We start from the raw sequence: 18,920 nt of genomic DNA, 5'->3' as shown, positions 1-18,920 counted from the left end.
CCATGAGCAATCGTGACTATGCCAACAGAAGACCGCAAGCGGGCGCGAAACAGCGCCCCATGCGCGCAACACGAGCTAGGCCTGCGGCTAAAAAGGCTGCGCCTCGCCGTAAGCTCCCAATCCCGTTGATCCTGTTCGCCTTTATTGCCGTCGGCAGTTTTGGCTATTTTCTGTTTAGAATTAAAGATACCGCCAAGCAGGAAGCGCCTGTCGAGGTGAAAACCGAGAAGCCGACTAAGGCAAAAGAACCGGCAACGATTCTGACGCCTAAGGTGAAAGAGGCCGAGCGTCAAGCCGTGGAAGTCACTGCGCCAGTACAGGAACAACCCGTTGTTGAAGCGCCGAAGAAAGATCCGAACGCCTTGCCACCTAAGCCTAAGGAAGAATGGACCTATCTGGACGAACTTGAGAATAAAAACGTCGAAGTGGATATTCCCGATGTCGTCTCGACGCGTACACCACAGCAATATCAATTGCAGTGCGCCTCATTCCGTCAGGAGTCTCAGGCGAACCAGATGAAGGCCGTGATTGCGTTCCAAGGCTTAGAGGCGCAGGTCAGGCAAATTGAGGGCACATCAGGCACTTGGTATAAAGTTATCCTCGGGCCTTATGAGCGCAAACGTGATGCCGAGCGTAAGCGTCACACCTTACAAAATGCAGGGATCAATGGCTGTCAGCTGTTAGCCATTCCAAAGTAATTCCACTCGCAAAATCAGTCAAAGCATCGCGGCGCGTACCCCATCACGCGCCGCGATTTTTTTATCTTCTTGCCAACTGAAGTCCGCTCCCAACAACCCTCTTTCGCCCGTTTCAAACATTGAGCTAATACCAATCGTATTAAATATCTGTTCATTCAGCGGGAGCCTCACAGGTATCTCACTCCCGTGTTACATTGACTTAAAAGGGAATAACCATTTCTTCGTCAATGTGCCTTGGATTGAGATACCTGTGAGGCTCTGAACTGATTAGATATTTAATGTGATTGGTATAATTCACAATTTCATTTTATGAAATTTATAACCCTCTATTTTTAAACAGTAAATTTGTTTATTAAGAAAGATTAATATGGCGTTTAATTGACCTAGATCAAACTTAGGCGTATCTCTTAATTAACAGCAAAACCTGTTGTCTACTCTTCAAAAACCAACCTCAGGGTGAAGTATTATGAATGCATTAATCGAGATTGAAGCCTCTGAATTTAGCCAACTGTTCAAAAGCGGTGACGCCTTAAGTATCCGAATGTTTATGGAGCATGTACACATGCCTCTAGATGTGCAGGATAAGATTTACAACGAGATTTCGGCCCTAGCGGTACTCGAACAAGACACTATAGCGCGTCTTATCGAAACCCATTCCCACTCTGAAATCTCTGAACGCTTGGCCTATTAATCACGGCTTAAGATGACGCGATACGCCAATGGACGGCTGCATTGAGTTCCCTATACGCCGCGCCAGTTAACTAATATTTTTAACCTGCTTTCTTATCATAAATCCCATGCTAAACCACAAAAAAATAAGGCCAAATATCACTATTTGGCCTTAGGTTTATGGGGCTTAAACCGATGAATATTTAAGCCGCAACATGGTGAATGCGCATTAAGCTTTCTCTTTTAAGCCAATGCTATTCATCCAGTAATCAAAATCGACCATATTACCGGGCAGCACCACACGGCTGGACTTCTGGCTTAAGCCATCGAGCTGCTTGAAGTACTGCTCACCAAGCTGCATACGCAGTGCATTATGGCCGCCTGGCGCCGCAATCACCGCTGCTAAACGCTCAATCGATTCTGCAGTAGCTCGCGACAGGGTTAAAATCTCCTCCGCTTTACCTTCGGCCTCGTTGATACGGCGCTGCATTTCACCTTCAGAGCGGTTTACGGTTTCCGCTTTAATCCCTTCGGAGCGATTGATCTTACTCTGCTTATCACCTTCACTCTTTGCCAGTAATGCACGGCGCTCACGCTCGGCATTCACTTGCATTTCCATGGCGTTTTTCACTGTCTCGGGCGGCGTGATGTTCTTAATCTCATAGCGGTGTACGCGAATACCCCACATGGCGCCCGCTTGGTCGAGCACTTCCACTACCTTAGCCGAAATCACATCCCTCTCTTCGAAAGTGCGGTCGAGGTCTAAGGTGCCAATCACTGAGCGCGTGGTGGTCTGCGCCAGTTGAATTGCCGCATAGCGATAGTCTGTGATGCCATAGCTTGCCTTCACAGGATCGGTAACAGAGATATAAATCACTCCGTCGACCTCCACATTCACTTCGTCACTTGAGAAACACTCCTGTGGTGGTACGTCGATCGTTTCCTCTTTTAAGTCATGGATATAAGCCACTTTATCGACAAAAGGAATTAAAGTGTGGAAACCCGCATCTAGCGTCGAGTGGTACTTACCCAAACGCTCAACAATGTAAGCGGATTTAGTCGGAACTAAGCGGATGGATTGGAACAGCTTAATCACAAATATGGCGAAAATCAGTCCCCAAATAACCATTACCGCGACATCAGTATTCAATGGGATTTCCATTAGCGTGCTCCTTTGCTAGTTGCATTATGGCCACCCACTGTTTGGGTGACTTGTTCCATTCCTTCGAAGAATCCTTCGAGTTTTGCCATTTCTGCGGGGACAACCGACACTTGCGAATCGTTGAGGATCTTACCGACCTGAGCAATAAACTGCTCTTTTAACAGCATATTCATCGCATCGTTACCGCCATTAACCGCTAATGCTTGGGAAATCATCGCCATGCCTTCGGACTTGGCCTTAGCGATAATGGCAATTTCTTGCCCCGTACCTTTAGCTTCGTTGATACGTTTCTGTTTTTGGCCTTCAGAAATGTTAATCGCCTCTTGGCGTTCACCCTCTGACATATTGATCATTGCGGCCTTTTCGGCATTGGCTAGGGTGATTTCGGCGCGCTTACGACGCTCGGCTTCCATTTGTTTTTCAAGGGTATGGATCACATGGCGCGATGGGGTGATATTACGGATCTCATAACGTAAGACTTTGATACCCCAAGGCTCTGACGCCTTATCAATCTCGCGCACTATGGATTCATTTAAGCGGTCACGCTCGGAAAAGGTCTCACTGAGTGTCAGCTTACCGATTTCAGAACGCATAGTGGTTTGTGCCAGATTCACGGCAGCTTTACGATAGTTTTCAATACCGTAGCTCGCTAGTTTTCCATCCATAACCTTGAGATACACTAAACCGTCCACTTCAAGCTGAGTGTTGTCCTTTGAGATACAGCTTTGTGGCGGCACGTCGAGCACTTGCTCACGGGTATCGTGTTTGTATGCGACGCGATCGAAAAAAGGGATTAAGAAATGGAATCCCGGTTGTAGCACAGTGCGAAATTTCCCTAAACGCTCAATGACATGCACCTCACGCATCGGCACTATCAGCATCAGCTTATAGAGAATAAACAAGACAAATAAAATGACTAAGGTAAACACAAACATAGACTCATCCTTTAGTTTTGAGACGTTGCCTGATCAACAGGCTCAACCACTAGGGCAATGTTTTCACGGCAGATAATCCTGACCACAGAGCCCGCAGCAATGATACTACCATCCCCCAATGCGGGCCATTCGCTCCCTTGGAACTCGACTCTTCCCGTCGTTTGTCCTGGACCTATGGTTTGTTTCACACGGGCGATTTGATTGTAGATATCAAGTTCTTCATCGGTGTTATCCACATGGGAGTCTCCACCAACCAATTTTTGAGTGACTTGCCGAAAGGCGAGTAATAAGACGATGGCGGAAATAAACCACAGTGTCAGGCTCTGCACCACACCTTCCACTAGGCCAATCCCTAAGGCGCCAGCCACCACTAAGCAGGCAGCGCCGAGTAGCACGACAATACCACCAGGTATCACCAGTTCGGCTAGCATCAAGATAATCCCGATAATAGACCAGACTAAAATCAGATTCGAAAACTCCATATTCCCCCCTGAAATGAGAGCATCCTGTGCAGCACTATAGCAGCAGAGTGACAGATATGCGACATAATATGTCATAAATTTATACGCCGATTTAAAAAGCACGGCAAGACAATTCACCGAGGATAATCAGGGAGTGAATTTACTCGGCACCAAAAGCTGACTTAAGTTGTTCTAAAATTAAGCACAATCAATTCAAAAAGTTAGCTCAAAATATCATCATCGATGTGTTGAACCACAAAATAAACACTAAAAATCAATAAATTAAACATCATAAAATCCACAATTTGATTATGTGATTTTCACAACAACATTCGATAAAAAACTTTGAATAATTGTAAATTTTTGCATATATTGCCCGCACTTTTTACCTAGCCCTCTGTTAGCGCCGATACAAGCTGCAAAATGTTAGCCGCTTAAGGGTTTAGCCTTCAGAGCAGGAACTGAGTACAACCTTATTAACCTCTACCCCTACAATAGGAAATAACAATGAAAAAGACATGCCTATGTCTAGCATTAATGCTTACACCTCAAGCATTTGCTGGTGACTTAGTACAGTGGTGGGATTTCAGTGCAACCGCCCTTTATGGCGAAGACTACGACTTGGCTCCTTCGGACAAGCAAACAACAGTCACACTCGAAACCGCTGGTGCATGGAAATACGGTGATTGGTTTGCCTTCCAAGATTTTATCTATTTCAAAGGCGACCACACGGGCATGGATAGCACCACCTACGGAGAGATTTCACCTCGCTTTAGCGCAAGCAAAATCCTCGGCGAAAAGATTGCCTTCGGCCCTATTACCGATCTTTCATTAGCCCTCACCTATGAAGAAGGTGAAGGCCCTGTTCATAGCCTGCTCTATGGCTTAGGGGTCGATGTTGCCGTACCTTACTTTACCTACCTTAACTTTAACACCTATCGCCGCGATGCGATGAGCTCAGGTAATATCAGTGATGGTTGGCAATTTACACCAGTCTTCAGAATCGATATTCCAGTTGGGTCAGCCAACATAGTTCTTGATGGCTTTATCGATTGGGTATTTGCAACGGACAACAGTGGTTATGAAGAAAACTTCCACTTTAACCCTCAGCTTAAATACGATTTAGGTAAGAGCCTATTTGGTGACCATAAGGCAAATAAATTGCTTGTCGGTATCGAGTACGATCTGTGGACCAATAAATACGGTGTAAAAGGGGTCGACCAAGACACCTATTCCGTGATTGCTCAGTACCACTTCTAATCTAAGTGATACTGTCCGCCTTAGCGGATATAGCCAATAAAAAAGGTGCCTAGGCACCTTTTTTATTATTCAAATCACTCACTTTGCAGGGGAGTGTTTAGCTAAATTAAGCCAGTAGCTTCTTAGCTGCAGCCACGACAATAGAAACCGCACTGACTTCAGTTTGCTTCATTGTTGCTTCGTTCGGGATTTCCTGTTGAGTGCGGTTAACGATAACGCCAGCCACACACGCCGCACGCCAACCTTGAGTCGCACACATAGTGAATAAGGTCGCTGATTCCATTTCATAGTTCAGCACGCCCATATCCTGCCACTCTTTCATTGAGCCAGCGAAACGACGGGTCACACGGCCAGTCACAGTGTCATAACGCTCTTGACCTGGGTAGAAGGTATCTGAAGATGCGGTAACACCGATATGAGGTTCTACGCCCGCATCGCGGCACGCAGCAACCATCGCTGTGGTACATTCGAAGTTAGCAACCGCAGGGAACTCCATAGGGGCAAAATGTAAGCTCGCGCCATCTAAACGCACTGACGCTTGAGTCACAATCACATCACCTACATTCACATGGGGTTGAATCGCACCTGTGGTACCAACACGCAGGAAGGTATTCACGCCTAATTGCGCTAACTCTTCAACTGCAATTGACGTTGATGGACCACCGATACCGGTAGAGCAAATCACCACAGGCTTACCGTCAGCATACGCTAAGTAGCTGGTGTACTCGCGGTGACTTGCGAGGAATGTGGCATTGTCCATTAATTCAGCAATACGTTTTACGCGCTCTGGGTCGCCAGGCACAATCGCCAAAGTTGCGCCATCGAGCATCGCTTTGGTCAAACCTAAATGAAATACATCAGCCATCGTGAAAACCCCTTTCATTTTTGATAGTAAAATTCTTATATAATCGACTTTAACCTAGTATCGAAGCGGTGAAGGTTAACTTGATCACAGAATTATCGGCAAGAAGAATTGTTCATTCGTAATGTAATTACCAAATCTATTACAGCCTGATCACAAAGATAGCAAATCTGTGATGCTTCTGTCGGCTTGTATCAATTTCGTGGATGTAAGTGTGAGCCAGATCAGACACACTCGCCACACCCAGCAATATAAAAGATATAGGTTATTGATTTATAGCTAGTTTGCTGAAATCACCCTTTAGTATTAATCTGTAGAAGGACAAATATTGATCCATATCACGTTTCATCATCGTGCCTAGGGTTAGGGTTAAGACGAAACCAAAGCATGATAAAAGACGACAAGGAGAACGCCAATGTTTCCAGAATATCGAGATCTGATTAGCACGTTAAAGACTCAAGATGCTCATTTCCAACGTAAATTCAACGAGCACAATCAATTAGATGAGGAAATCAAACAACTGGAAAAACGCGTCGGTAGTGATTTCAACCCCACGGTGAAAGAACTCAAAAGCAAAAAACTGCATTTAAAAGAAGAGATCTATCAAATTCTCAAATCCCACAGCTAAGCTTTTCATCGCGGAAAAACGAAGGGCGCCTGAGCGCCCTTTTTGTTGCCTTGCGGTCAAGATTACAGATAGTAATCCTTCAGGGGTGGGAAACCATTAAAGCACACCGCAGAATAAGTGGTGGTGTAAGCACCAGCGGTTAACCAGTACATACGGTCTCCAATCGCTAGGTCATTGGGTAAACCATAGCTGTAGTGCTCATACATAATGTCGGCGCTGTCGCAGGTTGGGCCAGCGATAACACATTTATCCAATTCACCTTGTTTGTGAGTGAAGATTGGGAATTTGATCGCCTCATCCATGGTTTCGATTAAACCAGAGAACTTACCCACATCGGTAAATACCCAACGCTCTAATGCGGTGTAGGATTTCTTACTGATCAACACCACCTCAGACACCAGCACCCCTGCGTTAGAGATCAACGAGCGACCTGGCTCGAGAATGATCTGTGGCAAATCGTCCCCAAAATCTTCCTTCAGGAAGTGGGTGATTTGTTCAGCATACACACCGAGTTGATTGGTTTTGTCGATATAGTTAGCAGGAAAGCCGCCACCCATGTTGATCATCTTCAGGACGATATTGTGCTCATCGCGCAGACGATCGAAGATGCTCTTCACTTTACCAATCGCCGAATCCCAAGCACCGATATCACGTTGCTGTGAACCCACGTGGAATGAAATACCAAAGGGCTCTAAGCCTAATTCCTTCGCCAGAACTAACAGCTCATAAGCCATCTCATTTTGGCAACCAAACTTACGGGACAGTGGCCAATCGGCGGTGTCTGTACCTTCAGTCAGGATACGCACATAGATGCGTGAACCTGGCGCTTCTTCGGCGATCATGCGTAAGTCGGCTTCTGAATCCGATGCATACATACGCACGCCACGCTCATAAAACGCACGCACATCTTGACGCTTTTTGATGGTGTTGCCATAGCTCACACGGTCAGGTGTTACACCCACGTTAGTGACCATATCTAGCTCATAAATCGAGGCAATATCAAAGTTTGACCCTTTGTCTTTGAGTAACGTCAGGATCTCAGCCGCAGGGTTTGCCTTAACTGCATAATAAACATCGGCATAAGGAAAACTATTAACCATGTCATCGTATTGTTTCGCAATGATACTGGTATCAATCACCACGAACGGGGTCGCTTTATCTTTGGCAAACTCTTCAATACGTTTGAAGGTTTCAGCATCATAATAGTCAGCAACATCAATAGATTGAAATTGGCTCATTGGGCCAGAGTCTCCTTTGGGTCAGATGGTAAAAAGTCACTATGTGTCGTAAAAACGTGCGCAGTAAACGCTATTTTTTTATTTAACGCAACGAATTTTTATGCTTAATAACTAACTTTTTATTCTTTGAAATTTTAAGGCGATACCGAAGATCAAAAATGATCATAAAAACAGATAATTATGCATAAGAGCACAACAGGGAATGTTGACGTTTTTAAGTCAGGAAAAATGAATTTTTTGCGACGTCAATCCAAGCTTATACAGCTAAGGATTAACCGAGCGGAAAAAAGAAGTAAAACTTGACGCCCGATTGAAGAGTTCAACCCAATCTTAGCAAACCCAAAGTCATACAGCTAAAGAACGAATAACAGAGTTGAGGAGTAAGCCTCCCCAACTTTAACAGCATAAATATTATTGCTGCGACTCGTTTAGTTTCGCTAAGGCTTGGCCTAGAGCTTCACTCGAATCAAAGTAGGCAATATCTTGAATACTAAAGTTATTGAGCAAAATCATTGTTGCCATATCTTTAGTATCGGGTAACAGGCGGCTGATCTCACCTTCCCGGTCCAAGCCAATGGCAAAGGGCAATTCCTGCATTTGCGGCACAGCGACAAACTTAGCAATCAATGATGGCATACCACTGATATCCGCCACATAGACTAAATGCGACGGAAACTTATCTCCCGCCAATGGTGTAAGCGTTTCTTTAATAATATCGCCGCCTTTCATACTGCGGCTAAAGAGTAGCACTTTGGTTTCGTTGGTCACACTGACCACTTGCTCGTTTTGATCCTGTAAAGTAATAGGATTGATCGCATCACCAGCAACATAACTCGCCGCTAAGGCCATCATGGGAGTGAAAAGGAAGGACAGGCACAACAACAGCTTTCTCATAAACACTTACTCCATTTTTAATACGGGCAATAGCATACCCGAGTCTCGCAACCCGCTCATTTAATCCGCCCCATTACATGATACGCTTCACAATGCATGACAAATACGCCTTTCAACACAATTGTGCGTTATACTAGGGAAGTAAAATTAATTGCAAGGATATCATAATGATAACACCAGGACTTGATCAAGAATTGCAGCAACTGCAGGGCGTTTACCAACTTATTACCGAATTTTTAGTTAATTATAGTTTCCAGTTAATCGGTGCGGCGCTGGTCTTTTTATTGGGTCTGTGGGTCGCTAGCAAAGTCTCGCGCTTAGTGGCCAAGCAGTGCGAAAAGCACCAAATCGACATCACCCTCAGTAACTTTGTCAGCAATCTGATCCGCATCCTGATCATTGTCATGGTGGCCATTATCGCCCTAGGCAAGATAGGCATTAGCGTCACCCCTATGGTGGCCGCGATTGGTGCAGCCTCCCTCGGCGCGGGTTTAGCCTTACAGGGCATGCTGTCGAACTATGCCGCTGGGGTAACTATTATTGTGACTCGGCCTTTTGTAGTCGGAAATACCATCGAAATCAAAGGTGAAAGCGGTGTCGTCACACGGATTAATTTAGGGATGACGATTTTAACCAATGAGGAAGGCGAGCAAATTAGCATTCCCAACAAGCATATTGTCGGCGAGATATTGCATAACTCCTTCAGTAATAAGCTGGTCGAAACCCAATTTAACCTGAGTTATAACAACAATCCAGAAGCGGCAATAAGCCTAATCACTGAGCTGCTGAGCCAAAACTCCAATGTCAGTCAGGACACTACGCCAAATATTGGTATTAATGGTTTTAATGCCATCGGTATTGAGGTTGGTGTGCGTTACTGGGTGCCAACTCAAAACTACTTCCAGCATAAATATAAGATTAACCTAGCAATTTATAACGCCCTCAAACAGGCGGGAATTGAAATGGCTTGCCCAGTGCGAGAAATTCATTTGCAAGAAAAGTAAGCGCATCCGCCGAGGCGAATGGCTTATACCATTCGCCCCATCTAACACAGTTAACTTGCAATTTTTTCGGGATACGCGTTTACTGTGCAGCCCAAATATCGATAGTGACGGAATACTATGTTGTTGATACTTATCATTATAGCTTTTATCGTACTCTTTGTTTTTTTCGCAAAGTACCAAAAAAAGAAGATTCAAGCCGAAGCACTTGCCGCAGGAGAACCCTCAGCGTTACTCAATCATGGATTGACATTAATCAATCAAGGCGAAGTCAATTCAGGCCTAGACTATATTCAGCAGGCCGTCGATAAAGGTTTCGCCGTGGCAGCCATTGCCATGGCCGAACTGTATTCGGGCCGTTTCCCACAGGTTCCGGCCGATATCAAAGCGTCTAATGATTGGTATCGAAAAGCCGCCGAGATCGATCCGCAATATTTACCCATGCTCACCCTGACTAGCTTGGTCGCCTCTGAGGCGCAAACACCCGAGCAGTTAGGCGAACAGGTAGAACAGCTCAAAGCCAGTGCAGAAGCGGGGCAAGTCGAGTTTCAATATGAGCTAGCCTATTTGTATCTCAGACAACCCTTTCTCGATCCCGATGCTAGCCAAGCCATTTATTGGTTCGAAAAGGCGGCCGCCCAAGGCAACCAAGATGCCTATTACCACCTAGGCACCTTGTATTGGCACGATGAACGTGTCACGCCAGACTATAGCAAAGCGCGGGAATACTTTGAGAAAGCCGTCGCCGCTGGTGATGAACTTGCAAAAGATAACTTAGGCCATATGCTGGCATCAGGCCAAGGCGGCCCTAAGGACCTCGTCCGCGCCGAAGCTTTACTCAGCGAATATGCTGCAGAAAATGATTTTCGCCAGTATTACCTAGGTAAACGTTTCCTCTATGGTGAAGATTTTGCCGTCGACTACGGTAAGGCTCGCTATTGGTTAGAAAAATCCTGCGCCGCTGACAATGTCTTTGCTAAGTTAGCGCTGGCACACCTTAAACTACTCGACCCACAAACGGATAATGACTACCAGCAGGCAAGAACAGAATTCGAGACGCTGGCGTCCCAGTGGCAAGAAGAAGCCCTATTCGGCCTAGGTAAAATCTACGAGGAAGGCTTAGGCGTCTCGCGCCAACCGATTAAAGCCTTAATGTATTACCAACTGGCGGCCATGAGCCATATCAGTGATTATCAAGACGCATATGAGAAGCTCAGTAAGCGCTTGGGCACCCTAGAGATCCGCGAAGCCCAAAGCCTGTGTAATAACTTTCTGCATCAACACCCAATCCCCAATGAGCAGCAGGCTTATTACCATCTTAACCAAGCAGAAATCTACCGCAAGGGTGAGCATCCTAGCCGCGAAGCGCTGCAAACCGCAGAGACTTGGTACCGTAAAGCTGCCGACTTGGGCAGCCAAGATGGTATGCAAGCCCTCGTTGATATCAACCGCCATGAGTCGATTGATAAACCAGTACAAACATATATTTGGTCGAGTATATTACTGCGCAACTTTGGTAAATACGGGATGAATAGCGATCAACTCTTGTATCAACAACAGGCCCTATCCCGCTTAACGGAGTCCGAGCTGTTGTATGCCCAAGATGAAATCGAGAGGATTGAAACTCAGCTAGCACCTTACTTACAGAGTAATGAATAAGGATTAAGTAGCTGAATACTGGGGTTTAGCCGCTTGGCCAACCCCTGCACTTAAAACCACGGCTTAAGCCGTGGTTTTGCTCAAATGCCGCAACAATGTTGCCAACGTAGGCGCAACGGTTTGATGGGATGGATAACACAAACCAATACGGCGAAACATCCGAGGCCCATCGAATTTAATCTGTTTAAGCCGAGGCTCGTCTTCGATTAATCCATCGGGGAGAAAACTCACCCCAAATCCCGCCAGTACCAGCGACATAACCAAAGACTTAGATTCTGCCTTCGCCACCAAATTGAGCGACAAATTGCTGCAGGCGAGTAAGCCGATGGTTTGCTGGTGCGCCTCGCAGGGTGGGCACTCAATAAAGTCATACTGGCTTAACTCTTCGGGGCGAATACTGCTGAGCTGCGCAAGCCTATGCTCACTCGGCACACACAGCACATAGTCCTCCTCCCATAACGGAAAAAACACTTCATCCTCATGGCGTAAACTGTCTAAGGTTAACCTGCAATCCGCAGGGCTTTGATAATCCACCAGCTCTAAATCTAAATGGCTAATCGCCTGATTGATTTGAGTTAATAACCCTGCAAGACGACGCTGACTCAGATCGGGCATCACGGCTAAGCGCAGCTTTTGTCGACTCGCTTTTGCCATAAATAGAGCGGGTAATTTACTGGCCTCCTCCACCAACTTAACTGCCAGTGGATAAAGATAGTGGGCACTATCCAAAGCTTTTACGCCCTTTTTACTGCGCTCGAATAAGGCGCCGCCAAGCTCTTCCTCTAACTGTTTAAGCCCAGCAGAGAGCGAGGGCTGGCTGACATAACAACGTGTTGCCGCCGCGGTAATATTGTTTTCTTCATAAATTGCGATAAAAAACCTTAATAGGCGTAAATCAACCATTTGCCGTCACCTTATCTTCTCAGCATGCTGTCATAGGTAAAGCCTATCATATTCAGTGGAAATAAGTATTTTTCAGTCCAAAAACCGCCACTTATACTAACGTCCAAGTTAGAAATTCATCAATCAACCCCATTTAACGCTTACAAAGATAGGAATGACAAATGACAAATACTACTCAGCCCCTCGTTGTGATCACTGGCGCCTCATCGGGCATAGGAGCCGCCATCGCCAAACAATTTAGCGCCGCAGGACACCCACTCTTACTGTTAGCGCGCCGAGTCGAGGCAATGCAAGCTCTTGCTTTACCAAACAGTTTATCCATCAGCGTTGATGTAACCGATGCAGACGCTATCAAGGCCGCCATTAACCAAGCGGAAGCACAGTTTGGCCCAGTCGGTTGCCTTATCAACAACGCTGGCGTCATGCTGCTTGGGCAAATTGATACTCAAGATCCCAACGAATGGAGCCGCATGCTCAATATCAATGTGATGGGTGTACTCAATGGTATCCATGCAGTGTTAGCCGGAATGAAGGCGCGCAAAACCGGCACCATTATCAATATCAGCTCAGTGGCGGGACGTAAGACCTTCCCCAACCATGCGGCTTATTGCGCGACAAAATTTGCCGTGCATGCCTTAACCGAAAACATCCGCGAAGAAGTCGCAATGGACGATGTACGCCTAATCACCATTGCGCCAGGAGCGGTCGAGACAGAACTCTTAAGCCACACCACGGATGATGCTATCAAAGCGGGCTATCAAGATTGGAAAGTACAAATGGGCGGCGTGATTGCCCCCGAAAACGTTGCCGCAGCAGCATTATTTGCTTGGCAACAACCGCAAAATGTCTGTGTGCGTGAGATAGTGTTAGCGCCAACACGCCAACAACCTTAAGCGACGTGCTTGGCGCGACCTCGCTATAGTCATGGGTAAAACGCAGTGTGCGAGTGCCACTGCGTTTGAAAATATAAAAATCGACCGAGTGTGCTCAACGCCTAGCGGCAAAAACCTCCCCCTCCACACAGCAAAAATGGAGCTAAATCATTCCGAACGACTACTTTAGCGATCGCAAATTTTACAAAGTGTTAACTCGATCACTCTCATTTTTCCGCCCTATCCGACTTAAAACCCTAGCTGCGACACAACAGGCTAATTTAGCAATAAAAACAAATCATTGTTTTTGAAAATGTAAATTCCCACCCAAATCATTCCACCACCAATCAATTAGATTTTTATCAATGAAATTTTTATCAATTAGATTTTTTTAATGGAGGTGATATACCTCAAATAAACATCCCATCACCTTTGATAAATTTATTCACAAGGTGGAAGCAATAGCCACATTCCACCAACAAAGTCATGTGAATGACAATTAAGAAAGGATGAGATGATGAAAACTTCAACTAAGATCGCAATCGCCGTCGCGCTGATTAGTAGCTTAGGCCTTCAAGCCTATGCCGCCGAAGGGGGTAATCCTAAAAAAGGAAAGCACCTCTATAAAAAAGAATGTAAAGCCTGCCATAGCCAAGGTGGTGAAGGTGGCGAGCTAACCCCAATGAGCAAAACCATGAGCCAATGGGATCGCTTTTTCGACAAAGATAAACACAAACTCAAACCTGAGGTATTCAATGGCCTCACTGAGCAAGATCTCAAAGATATACAGCAATTTCTGTATGACCATGCTGCCGACTCGGAGCAACCGCAAACCTGCGGTTAATTGCTGCTGAGCCTAAATCAAAGGGATAACCGCAGGCCTGCAACTGCAAGTTAACCCATTGAAATAAAATCCAAGCCCAATAAGAGAAAAATGGGGAGCACACCTCAGGGCCTCCTGTTGGGTAAATTTGGCACAGAGCCTTGAGCCAGTGCCAGCGGAACACTCAGGGAGAAACCCTATGCGTACACGTACACTCATTTCGATATTGGTCGCTAATGCGCTGTTTATGTCCGGCCAAACCTTTGCCGCAGCCAACGAAACGCCAGCCGACACCCAAAAAATGGCAGAGCTGAAACAACAGCTTGCCGATATCACCGAACAACTCGATGAACTCAATAGTCGTGTCGATAAAACCGAACGCCACACCTCGTTAGATCGCCTTGAAATCACCGGCGACTTTAGAACCAAGGCTCACTCACTGCATTACCGTGATGTCGTTTGGAACCCCGCCATTAAGGTTAACTTTAATGACTTTGGCGCCAAGGCCATGTCCGGCGCCTTTGGGATGCCAAACGATCCTAACTCGCCTCTCGGACAGATGATGCAAGCCAACCCAGACCTTGCGGCCGCCTTTCAAAATGGCATGTTACAGGGCGTGATGCCCTATGTACTCGCGCAGCAACATATCCAAGATATTGATAACGATATCTTTTACACCACTCGCCTGCGGTTAAATCTTAAGGCCAAGGTATGGGATAACGTCAGCTTTGCCGGTCGTCTTAGCATGTACAAAAACTGGGGCGACTCCACAGGCGTACAAGTGTTCGACTCTTGGCGCTCATTTACTATGGATGGCACCAGCAGCGGTAACACCAGCGGTGACTGGCTGCGGGTAGAGCGCGCCTATTTCGACTGGAAAAAAATCAACGGCTCCGAGTTTTACCTCTCGATTGGCCGCCGCCCATCCACCTATGGCCCGCCAAGCCACTACCGAGAAAACGAACTGCGTGGCGGCACACCTTCGGGCCATTTAGTTAACTTTAACTTCGACGGTGCAACCTTAGGCTACAACCTAGGGGAAATCACTGGAGTTGAGGGGCAAGTGGTTCGCTTCTGTTATGGCCAAGGCTTTGAATCCCAATGGGGTAATGGCGAAATGTTTGGTGATATCGTCACCAAGGATACTCACCTCGGCGGCTTTAATATCGATGCCATCAACGACGGTACTAACTTCCTGCAATTTACCCTGTTTGGTGCCAAAGACGTGAACGACGGCTTTAAAGGCACTATGGCCTTCCCGACCCAACTGGCGGGAATTTTCGCCCCCACCATGTACCAGGATATGCAAAAGTTTGACAACTTTAACTTTGTCACCCGAGTGCAACCTAGCGGCGTCATTGGTGATATGTACCTTGGCGGCATTGGCTTTGCGCGGGAAGAAGCTAACGATATCAAATGGTTTGCATCACTGGGTTGGACACGCGCAGAGCCAAATGGCAATGCTGGCATGTTCGGCGGCATGTTATCCGATGCGGTGTTTGAAGCAGAGCTCAACAGCACAGGGACCGAAATCATCATGGTGCCGAAAACCAGCGATGATACCGATACCAAAGATGGTTATGGCATCTATGTAGGTATCCAGATCCCAGCGCCCTACGGCAAGTTTGGCTTGGAATATAACTACGGTTCTAAATATTGGACGCCCTTCACCCAAGCCCAAGATGACCCAATCGGTAGCAAGTTAGCCACCCGTGGCCACGTCGGCGAAGCTTATTACATCTTTGATATCAATCCAAAAATGTTTATCAAACTGGCTGGACTCTACTACGACTACGAATACACAGGTAGCGGCACACCTGTGGGCGCACCACAAAAAATCGATGAGGTTCTAGCGGGCTCAGCCTACTCGATGCTACCGGTAGTCGATAAGGCCTTCGATGTTAACGCCTCGCTGACCATTAACTTCTAACCTAGACGCCATTCAGCCCTCGGTATCGCCGAGGGCAGGAGTACAGAATGAAAAAACTCATTGTTATTGCCTTAGCGGGTATGGCGTTGCAAGCGCAGGCTGCCAATCCCCATAAAGACGTTCTCAAAGGCCCCTTCGCCACAGGTTCAGAGGTCACGACTCAGTGCTTAACCTGCCACGAAGAACAAGCCACAGACATGATGAAAACCTCCCACTGGACATGGGAATTAGAACAAAAGCTCCCCGATAGAACCGTATTACGCGGTAAGAAAAACAGTATCAATAACTTCTGTGTGTCGATTTCCAGCAACGAGCCTCGCTGCACTAGCTGCCACGCTGGTTATGGTTGGAAAGACAGCAACTTTGATTTTAAAGATAAAACCAAAGTGGACTGCTTAGTCTGCCACGACACTACAGGCACCTATGTAAAAGACCCCGCTGGTGCAGGTGAACCCATGGCAAAACTCGATCTGGCGAAGATCGCGCAAAACGTGGGTGAACCCGTGCGGGATAACTGCGGTAGCTGCCACTTCTATGGTGGCGGTGGTGATGCGGTCAAACATGGGGATCTAGACTCCTCCATGGCCTATCCCGATAAAGCCACTGATGTACACATGGACAGCGACGGCAATAACTTCCAATGCCAAAACTGCCATACCACTGAAAAACATCAAATATCGGGTAATGCCATGGGCGTATCCCCTGGCGGTATTGACCATATAGGTTGTGAGAACTGCCACGAGAGTGCACCGCATAGCAACAAAAAGCTCAATACCCATACAGCAACCGTGGCTTGCCAAACCTGCCATATTCCCTTCTTCGCTAAGAATGAACCCACCAAGATGCACTGGGATTGGTCAACCGCAGGGGATGATAAACCTGAAACCGTTGATAAATATGGTAAACACACCTATCAAAAGAAAAAGGGTGACTTTGTGTGGGAGAAAATGGTCAAGCCCCAGTACGCTTGGTACAACGGCACGGCTAACGCTTATATGGCGGGGGACAAGATGGACCCGAAAGTCGTCACTAAGCTGACCTACCCTATGGGCGACATTAACGACGCTAAAGCCAAGATTTATCCCTTTAAGGTGCATACTGGTAAGCAGATTTACGACAAAAAACTCAACATCTTTATCACCCCAAAAACCTATGGCAAGGGCGGATATTGGAGCGAGTTTGATTGGAATTTAGCGGCGAAACTGGGTATGGAAGCCAATCCAACCATGTTGGAAAAAGGTATTAAATACAGTGGTGAATATGACTTTGCTGCCACTGAAATGTGGTGGCGGATCAACCACATGGTGTCACCTAAAGAGCAAGCGCTTAACTGTAATGATTGCCATAACAAAGGCACTCGCCTCGATTGGCAAGCCTTGGGCTATCAAGGCGACCCAATGAAAAACAAGCAAGGCCCTAAGCATAAGCAACCATAAGCTGTTCCACTCGCTATAGCCTAACCAAGCCTGATGGCATAGCGAGTATCGCTCCCCTGCAAACCTTTGAGAGCTTAGTTCCCGCTGGCTAAGCTCTCTTTTTTATCAGCTATACTCTGCCAACAAAGACAAATCGGCACAGAGAAAAAACAATACTGTCCCAGTTTGTCTTAATCTATCGGTTTAAAATGGACTTTGGCTCTGTTTATAAGTCAAATCAACTGATTTTTATGGCATTTATTTTGCCTAATCAGGCAATGTTCAATTGTGGCAACCTCTATGACCGCGGGCAAAACCCCAGCACAGCACTCAACTCAACCGCTCAACCGTTTACTCGGTGAAACCAGCGGCGCCTTTGCCGACCTAGGCACTTTTTTACCCTTAGTCTTGGGCTTAATTGCCCTAAACCAATTTTCGCCCCAAGGGATATTTTTAGGCTTTGGCCTATTCGCGATCTTAAGCGCCTTATTTTATCGCCGCCCTATTCCCGTCCAACCCATGAAGGTCATCGCCGCCCTCGTGATCGCCCAAGGCTTAACGCCCGGGATGCTGCAAGCCAGCGCCATGCTGATGGGTGTCATACTGTTAATTTTGGCCTTTAGTGGCGCCATTACTTGGCTTGCCAAGCAATTATCCCAAGCCGTGAGTGTCGGTATCCAGCTTGCCATTGGCCTACAATTAATGTGGATGGGCACTAAGATGATGAGCGACTTTTGGCTGCTCGGACTCGGCGCGTTTGCCTTGCTATTTGTGAGTAAATTCTTACCTTTACGTTACCTTGCTATGCCACTCGTTATTGCTGCGGGCATGTTGTGGCAAGCCAACAGCCAAACCGAAATAACTAGCAGCCTGACTATTCCCGCCTTGAGCGCCTCGCTACATTTGGCTTGGCCTAGTCTTAATGAGTGGAGCTCGGCGGCGATTTTACTGGTGTTGCCGCAGCTCGCCCTCACCTTAACCAATGCAGTGATAGCTACCTCGGCCATGGCGCAGGAAAAATTCCCCGAAGACGCCGCCAAACTCACGCCTAAAAACTTGGCCATTAGCTCTGGGCTTGCCAATTTGTTACTCGCGCCTTTTGGGGCGGCGGCCATGTGCCATGGCGCGGGAGGCCTTGCGGTGCAATACCATTTTGGCGCGCGCACTCACCTCGCGCCATTAATCTTCGGTGGTACTTGTGTGGTGATTGCCCTGTTTTGGGATAGCCAAATTGCGTGGTTGCTCGGGCTTATTCCTGTGGCAATTCTCGGCAGTTTGCTATCCATCGGCGGTTTGCAACTGGCGTGGTCAAAACGCCTTATTGATGGTAAGCCCTTCTGTATCTTTGTGATCCTCGCAACCGCAGTCACTTGCTTGGCTGTCAACGCCGCCGCTGGGCTGGCTGTTGGTATTCTTCTCGAGCAAGGGCGCCGCACTTGGGCCATGCTCGCCATGCGTTAAGCACCAATATCTCCAAGAAAGTAAAAAACACAGCACCTCCCTGTGCTGT

The 18,920-nt window shown here is 46.9% G+C and carries 18 protein-coding genes; 11 read left to right on the top strand and 7 right to left on the bottom strand.

Annotation, left to right across the window (positions count from 1 at the left end; translation table 11 throughout):
- Nucleotides 1-2: 2 nt before the first annotated feature.
- A complete protein-coding gene (locus SHD_RS09540) occupies nucleotides 3-698 on the top strand; it encodes an SPOR domain-containing protein (protein ID WP_023266917.1) in 696 nt (231 codons plus the stop codon).
- A gap of 466 nt (nucleotides 699-1,164) precedes the next feature.
- Nucleotides 1,165-1,389, top strand: a complete 225-nt coding sequence (locus tag SHD_RS09535) for a hypothetical protein (RefSeq protein WP_023266915.1) — start codon at nucleotides 1,165-1,167, stop codon at nucleotides 1,387-1,389.
- A 207-nt stretch (nucleotides 1,390-1,596) separates the two neighbouring features.
- Here the strand turns inward: SHD_RS09535 and SHD_RS09530 are convergent, their stop codons facing one another.
- From SHD_RS09530 to SHD_RS09520, 3 genes are read right to left on the bottom strand one after another with little or no spacing between them, the layout of a single operon-like run.
- Nucleotides 1,597-2,529 (bottom strand): SPFH domain-containing protein, encoded by a 933-nt coding sequence (locus SHD_RS09530; protein ID WP_023266914.1) that lies wholly within the window; start codon nucleotides 2,527-2,529, stop codon nucleotides 1,597-1,599.
- The gene (locus SHD_RS09525; protein WP_011624233.1) at nucleotides 2,529-3,464 is read right to left on the bottom strand and encodes an SPFH domain-containing protein; all 936 of its coding nucleotides are present in this window, start codon (nucleotides 3,462-3,464) and stop codon (nucleotides 2,529-2,531) included. Before SHD_RS09525 ends, SHD_RS09530 begins: the two co-directional genes overlap by 1 nt.
- A gap of 11 nt (nucleotides 3,465-3,475) precedes the next feature.
- Nucleotides 3,476-3,946 (bottom strand): NfeD family protein, encoded by a 471-nt coding sequence (locus SHD_RS09520; protein WP_023266913.1) that lies wholly within the window; start codon nucleotides 3,944-3,946, stop codon nucleotides 3,476-3,478.
- Between the two features lie 486 nt (nucleotides 3,947-4,432).
- Here SHD_RS09520 and SHD_RS09515 point away from each other — a divergent pair, with 486 nt between their 5' ends.
- Complete coding sequence (locus SHD_RS09515; RefSeq protein ID WP_039978035.1) at nucleotides 4,433-5,185, top strand: outer membrane protein OmpK; 753 nt, start codon at nucleotides 4,433-4,435, stop codon at nucleotides 5,183-5,185.
- A 106-nt stretch (nucleotides 5,186-5,291) separates the two neighbouring features.
- Here SHD_RS09515 and udp read toward each other — a convergent pair whose 3' ends face one another.
- Entirely contained in the window at nucleotides 5,292-6,050 is a 759-nt protein-coding gene (gene udp, locus SHD_RS09510) for a uridine phosphorylase (protein WP_011624236.1), read from the bottom strand.
- A 412-nt stretch (nucleotides 6,051-6,462) separates the two neighbouring features.
- On the opposite strand from udp, the gene SHD_RS09505 reads away from it, so the two are divergent.
- On the top strand, nucleotides 6,463-6,675 hold the full coding sequence (locus tag SHD_RS09505; protein ID WP_023266910.1) for a YdcH family protein: 213 nt from the start codon (nucleotides 6,463-6,465) through the stop codon (nucleotides 6,673-6,675).
- Between the two features lie 62 nt (nucleotides 6,676-6,737).
- Here the strand turns inward: SHD_RS09505 and SHD_RS09500 are convergent, their stop codons facing one another.
- On the bottom strand, nucleotides 6,738-7,913 hold the full coding sequence (locus SHD_RS09500) for a type III PLP-dependent enzyme (RefSeq protein ID WP_023266909.1): 1,176 nt from the start codon (nucleotides 7,911-7,913) through the stop codon (nucleotides 6,738-6,740).
- A 411-nt stretch (nucleotides 7,914-8,324) separates the two neighbouring features.
- Entirely contained in the window at nucleotides 8,325-8,807 is a 483-nt protein-coding gene (locus SHD_RS09495) for a hypothetical protein (RefSeq protein ID WP_039978032.1), read from the bottom strand.
- A 167-nt stretch (nucleotides 8,808-8,974) separates the two neighbouring features.
- Here SHD_RS09495 and SHD_RS09490 point away from each other — a divergent pair, with 167 nt between their 5' ends.
- Both SHD_RS09490 and SHD_RS09485 read left to right on the top strand, forming a co-directional pair.
- On the top strand, nucleotides 8,975-9,811 hold the full coding sequence (locus SHD_RS09490; RefSeq protein WP_023266907.1) for a mechanosensitive ion channel family protein: 837 nt from the start codon (nucleotides 8,975-8,977) through the stop codon (nucleotides 9,809-9,811).
- Nucleotides 9,812-9,928: 117 nt separating this feature from the next.
- A complete protein-coding gene (locus SHD_RS09485; protein WP_023266906.1) occupies nucleotides 9,929-11,467 on the top strand; it encodes a tetratricopeptide repeat protein in 1,539 nt (512 codons plus the stop codon).
- 63 nt (nucleotides 11,468-11,530) lie between these two features.
- Here SHD_RS09485 and SHD_RS09480 read toward each other — a convergent pair whose 3' ends face one another.
- On the bottom strand, nucleotides 11,531-12,370 hold the full coding sequence (locus tag SHD_RS09480; protein WP_023266905.1) for a LysR family transcriptional regulator: 840 nt from the start codon (nucleotides 12,368-12,370) through the stop codon (nucleotides 11,531-11,533).
- A 161-nt stretch (nucleotides 12,371-12,531) separates the two neighbouring features.
- On the opposite strand from SHD_RS09480, the gene SHD_RS09475 reads away from it, so the two are divergent.
- From SHD_RS09475 to SHD_RS09455, 5 genes are all read left to right on the top strand, one after another.
- Nucleotides 12,532-13,263, top strand: a complete 732-nt coding sequence (locus SHD_RS09475; RefSeq protein ID WP_023266904.1) for an SDR family oxidoreductase — start codon at nucleotides 12,532-12,534, stop codon at nucleotides 13,261-13,263.
- Between the two features lie 493 nt (nucleotides 13,264-13,756).
- Nucleotides 13,757-14,086, top strand: coding sequence for a c-type cytochrome (locus SHD_RS09470; protein WP_011718452.1), 330 nt, complete (start codon nucleotides 13,757-13,759; stop codon nucleotides 14,084-14,086).
- Nucleotides 14,087-14,264: 178 nt separating this feature from the next.
- A complete protein-coding gene (locus SHD_RS09465; protein ID WP_023266903.1) occupies nucleotides 14,265-15,995 on the top strand; it encodes a DUF3373 domain-containing protein in 1,731 nt (576 codons plus the stop codon).
- 47 nt (nucleotides 15,996-16,042) lie between these two features.
- Nucleotides 16,043-17,431 (top strand): tetrathionate reductase family octaheme c-type cytochrome, encoded by a 1,389-nt coding sequence (locus SHD_RS09460; RefSeq protein ID WP_023266902.1) that lies wholly within the window; start codon nucleotides 16,043-16,045, stop codon nucleotides 17,429-17,431.
- A 279-nt stretch (nucleotides 17,432-17,710) separates the two neighbouring features.
- The gene (locus tag SHD_RS09455; protein WP_023266901.1) at nucleotides 17,711-18,871 is read left to right on the top strand and encodes a putative sulfate/molybdate transporter; all 1,161 of its coding nucleotides are present in this window, start codon (nucleotides 17,711-17,713) and stop codon (nucleotides 18,869-18,871) included.
- Nucleotides 18,872-18,920: the final 49 nt, after the last annotated feature.

Source organism: Shewanella decolorationis S12, assembly GCF_000485795.1.
Lineage (GTDB): Bacteria > Pseudomonadota > Gammaproteobacteria > Enterobacterales > Shewanellaceae > Shewanella > Shewanella decolorationis.
Note: the sequence above shows the minus strand (reverse complement) of the source record. Positions and strands in the feature narration are given on the sequence as shown.

What these genes read in the sequence shown, in the direction of transcription:
- SHD_RS09465 (WP_023266903.1), top strand. Translation starts at nt 14,265, where the DNA reads ATGCGTACACGTACACTCATTTCGATATTGGTCGCTAATGCGCTGTTT.
- SHD_RS09515 (WP_039978035.1), top strand. Translation starts at nt 4,433, where the DNA reads ATGAAAAAGACATGCCTATGTCTAGCATTAATGCTTACACCTCAAGCA.
- SHD_RS09500 (WP_023266909.1), bottom strand. Translation starts at nt 7,913, where the DNA reads ATGAGCCAATTTCAATCTATTGATGTTGCTGACTATTATGATGCTGAA.
- SHD_RS09535 (WP_023266915.1), top strand. Translation starts at nt 1,165, where the DNA reads ATGAATGCATTAATCGAGATTGAAGCCTCTGAATTTAGCCAACTGTTC.
- SHD_RS09485 (WP_023266906.1), top strand. Translation starts at nt 9,929, where the DNA reads ATGTTGTTGATACTTATCATTATAGCTTTTATCGTACTCTTTGTTTTT.
- SHD_RS09520 (WP_023266913.1), bottom strand. Translation starts at nt 3,946, where the DNA reads ATGGAGTTTTCGAATCTGATTTTAGTCTGGTCTATTATCGGGATTATC.
- SHD_RS09525 (WP_011624233.1), bottom strand. Translation starts at nt 3,464, where the DNA reads ATGTTTGTGTTTACCTTAGTCATTTTATTTGTCTTGTTTATTCTCTAT.
- SHD_RS09460 (WP_023266902.1), top strand. Translation starts at nt 16,043, where the DNA reads ATGAAAAAACTCATTGTTATTGCCTTAGCGGGTATGGCGTTGCAAGCG.
- SHD_RS09490 (WP_023266907.1), top strand. Translation starts at nt 8,975, where the DNA reads ATGATAACACCAGGACTTGATCAAGAATTGCAGCAACTGCAGGGCGTT.
- SHD_RS09475 (WP_023266904.1), top strand. Translation starts at nt 12,532, where the DNA reads ATGACAAATACTACTCAGCCCCTCGTTGTGATCACTGGCGCCTCATCG.
- SHD_RS09455 (WP_023266901.1), top strand. Translation starts at nt 17,711, where the DNA reads ATGACCGCGGGCAAAACCCCAGCACAGCACTCAACTCAACCGCTCAAC.
- SHD_RS09495 (WP_039978032.1), bottom strand. Translation starts at nt 8,807, where the DNA reads ATGAGAAAGCTGTTGTTGTGCCTGTCCTTCCTTTTCACTCCCATGATG.
- udp (WP_011624236.1), bottom strand. Translation starts at nt 6,050, where the DNA reads ATGGCTGATGTATTTCATTTAGGTTTGACCAAAGCGATGCTCGATGGC.
- SHD_RS09530 (WP_023266914.1), bottom strand. Translation starts at nt 2,529, where the DNA reads ATGGAAATCCCATTGAATACTGATGTCGCGGTAATGGTTATTTGGGGA.
- SHD_RS09505 (WP_023266910.1), top strand. Translation starts at nt 6,463, where the DNA reads ATGTTTCCAGAATATCGAGATCTGATTAGCACGTTAAAGACTCAAGAT.
- SHD_RS09480 (WP_023266905.1), bottom strand. Translation starts at nt 12,370, where the DNA reads ATGGTTGATTTACGCCTATTAAGGTTTTTTATCGCAATTTATGAAGAA.
- SHD_RS09470 (WP_011718452.1), top strand. Translation starts at nt 13,757, where the DNA reads ATGATGAAAACTTCAACTAAGATCGCAATCGCCGTCGCGCTGATTAGT.
- SHD_RS09540 (WP_023266917.1), top strand. Translation starts at nt 3, where the DNA reads ATGAGCAATCGTGACTATGCCAACAGAAGACCGCAAGCGGGCGCGAAA.